The organism is SAR324 cluster bacterium, from assembly GCA_029245725.1.
Classification (GTDB): domain Bacteria; phylum SAR324; class SAR324; order SAR324; family NAC60-12; genus JCVI-SCAAA005.
In genome coordinates, this window is record JAQWOT010000130.1 from 1 (window position 1) to 3,130 (window position 3,130).

Sequence of the window (3,130 nt, forward strand, 5' to 3'; positions counted from 1 at the left end):
AGAGATTTGCACCTGTCCGCTCAGCAGTTCGTGAGAACGTCCTGTGGGCTCTAGTGATGCTCTGCTCTCATGGAGAGGAAGTACTCGGTGAAAATCTAGACTCTTTGCTAGAGGAACTTAAGAAAATCATCCGAGAAGACCAGAATGTGATCTCTATGGGTTTCGCAATGGATGCGCTCAGCCGACTTGCTCACTTGAGAGCTTTTGAGGAAACTCCTTCCACCTCCATCATTGAATTAAGAGCTGATCTAGAGACGATTCTCAATTCATCACCGATTCAATGTTGGGAATCCTTGGTTCGATCGGGGTTGAGGCCAGCGTCTCCCGAAGTTATTAAGCATTGAAAGAAGCTAGCTTCACAACCCCAAGAAACCAATCTCAGTTCACATCTTCCAGAATCCAACTCAGCATTTCGCACTCTCCCCAGTCAGGCTGGAGTGGGAGAAAAGTTTGACTGAAACGATTCCTTGGTTCAGTTTTTACAACAGCCAATCAAAAGAAAAAATATGCCCTATCAATTCCCACTGGCAGTCTGTGCCGAAATGCTCTGGCAAGATAAGCCGATTGAGTGGCGTGTGAGCAAGTTGACGGAAATGGGATTTGCTGTGGGGTTATGGAATTGGCCAGCTCATGATCTGGACAAGCTGGAGAAAACCAAGGCCAATTTTTCAATCATGAATGGCTACCTGCGAGGACGTCTTGCTGACGATGAGGGAGCAGAAGAACTCCTTGCTACAGCAAAAGAGACCATTGTTGTTGGGAAGCGACTCAACGTGGATCGACTGAACCTCCATGGAACCGGTTTGGGTGAGGGAGGATTGCCAGTACAACCTTGTGAAACCGTGACTGGAGCGATGTGGCTGAAAGCTGTGGACACGCTGAATCATGTCGCAGACCTGGCTGACAAAGAGGGAGTCGTCTTTGCTCTTGAAAATCTGAACCTACCAGTGGACCACCCAGGAGTACCATTCGCTTTGGCGGAAGACACTCTAGCTTTGGTTGCTGCGGTCAACCGCCCCAATTTGACGCTCAATCTGGATTTGTATCATGTGCAGATTGGCGAAGGAAACCTGATTGAAATGTGCCGAAAATGCCTGCCCTACATTGGTGAAATCCAAGTTGCCGATGTACCAGGTCGGAAGGAACCAGGAACTGGAGAAATCAATTACCCAAAGATTGCCGAAGCTCTCTATCAAATGGGCTACCTAGGACCTATTGCCATGGAAGCGTACGCATCTGGTGATCCTGAAGAGGCAATTGAAGCATTTCAAAAGGCATTCACAATTGCTGACGCTCGTTAATTCAAGAATGTAAATACCGATACAAGGACATCATGACCGAATGGGTTCTAGTCTGTGCTGCTGATGATATTGAAGAAGAAGATGTGATTCGTTTTGATCATGGTGATCGAACCTTTGCGGTCTATCGTTCCCCAGATGATGAATACTACGCTACCGATGGTTTGTGTACTCATGAAAAAATTCATCTGGCGGATGGGCTCGTGATGGACAATGTCATCGAATGCCCAAAGCACAACGGTAGGTTTGACTACACCGATGGCAGCGCATTGGGAGCTCCCGTTTGCGTGAATCTACAGACTTATCCTGTGAAGGTAGAAGACGGTCTCGTATTTATCAGCTTGTAAAGCAAAGGTAGTCTGATGGAGTCCCTCACGATCATTGGTGCGAGTGAAGCGGACACCCGAACTGCCCTTCATTTGCAAGAACGCGGCTGGGATGGTGAGATCGTTTTGATTGGCCAGGAACCCCACACACCATACGAACACCCTCCCCTTTCCAAGGCTGTACTCACCGAAGGCAATTCACCTCCCTTATTGTCTTCTGCCGAGCAGCTGCAAGAACTCCAAATCCGATTTCTACAGGGTAGCCAGGTCGCTGAGATTGACCGTCAATCCCATCGGCTCAGACTCCAAAACAATGAGTTCCTTCCTTACGATAAATTATTGCTTGCCACAGGAGCGAGCGCTCGCAGACTGACCTGCACTGGCAGTGAGCACACTCTTGTTTTACGTAATCTGGACGAGACCCTTGCGTTTCGTTCCTTGCTTGCTACAGGCAAACACCTGATTCTGATTGGTGCTGGTTTCATTGGCTTAGAATTGGCGGCCAGTGCTCGAAAGGTAGGCTGTCAAGTGACCGTTTTGGAGATTGCACCAAGAATCCTTGGACGTGCTGTACCGGCTGAGGTAGCGGAGGTCGTTGCCTCTGAACACAAGCAGCAGGGTGTAGAGATTCGATGTGATGTCAAACTGGATCAGATCCAAGCTTTGAAAAGCGGCTACACCATTGAATTGAAGAATGTTGAGTCCATTTCAGGTGATCTGGTCGTAGCAGGTATTAGTGCTGTCCCTGAAGTTGCTTTGGCAGAAGCAGCGGGCTTGGATATAGAGAACGGGGTTTCTGTCAATGCTTTCCAGCAGACCTCAGATCCAGATATTTATGCGGTAGGTGATTGTTGCTCCTTTCCTCATCCTCTGTATGAGCAGCAGCGTATGAGTCTGGAGATGTGGCGTTGCGCCCGAGATCAAGCAGAGTGCGCTGTGCAGAATCTTTTGGGGGAAACTAAGGAATTCAGCGCTGTCCCATGGTTCTGGAGTGATCAGTTTGAACTCAGTTTGCAGGTGGCATGGCTCCCTTCTTTTGCAAAGCGAGTCATCCCACGAACCCGGCTGGATGGAGTAACGATCTATTTCGGGTTGAATGATCAGGAAAAGTTGGTTTCGGCGGCTGGAGTAGGAGCTGGCAACAGTGTCACCAAAGATATTCGTCTAGCCGAAATGTTGATTGCTACCCAAAAAACGATGAATCCAGCTGAACTCTCCGATCCCAATCTGAATCTCAAGAAGCTCTTGAAGAGCTGACCCGCAAACTCCACCCATCTCCTTAAATCTTTAAATGACTCAGGTCGTTTTCCTCTCTCATGGGGGAGGCCCACTACCCTTGCTGAGCGACCCCAATCATGTAGAGTTGATTCAGCATCTGCGGCAGCTCTCTCAGGACATGGAAGCACCTAAACAAATTCTGGTCATCAGCGCCCACTGGGAGGCCAGTGTGATCCAGATTATGCATCACTCCAATCCCCCACTGCTTTACGACTACAAAGCTCTGTT

General features: G+C 48.8%; 5 protein-coding genes. All 5 read left to right on the top strand.

All coding sequences use genetic code 11. The annotated features are described in order from the left end of the window. Window positions 1–344, top strand: a 344-nt coding sequence (locus P8O70_05845) for a hypothetical protein (GenBank protein MDG2196399.1), incomplete at its 5' end; no start/stop codon positions are given. A gap of 162 nt (window positions 345–506) precedes the next feature. Continuing rightward, window positions 507–1,301, top strand: a complete 795-nt coding sequence (locus P8O70_05850; protein MDG2196400.1) for a TIM barrel protein — start codon at window positions 507–509, stop codon at window positions 1,299–1,301. Window positions 1,302–1,330: 29 nt separating this feature from the next. Further along, entirely contained in the window at window positions 1,331–1,645 is a 315-nt protein-coding gene (locus tag P8O70_05855; protein MDG2196401.1) for a MocE family 2Fe-2S type ferredoxin, read from the top strand. Window positions 1,646–1,660: 15 nt separating this feature from the next. After that, window positions 1,661–2,881 (top strand): FAD-dependent oxidoreductase, encoded by a 1,221-nt coding sequence (locus P8O70_05860; protein MDG2196402.1) that lies wholly within the window; start codon window positions 1,661–1,663, stop codon window positions 2,879–2,881. A gap of 34 nt (window positions 2,882–2,915) precedes the next feature. Then, on the top strand, window positions 2,916–3,130 hold a 215-nt coding region (locus tag P8O70_05865), incomplete at its 3' end, for a dioxygenase (GenBank protein MDG2196403.1).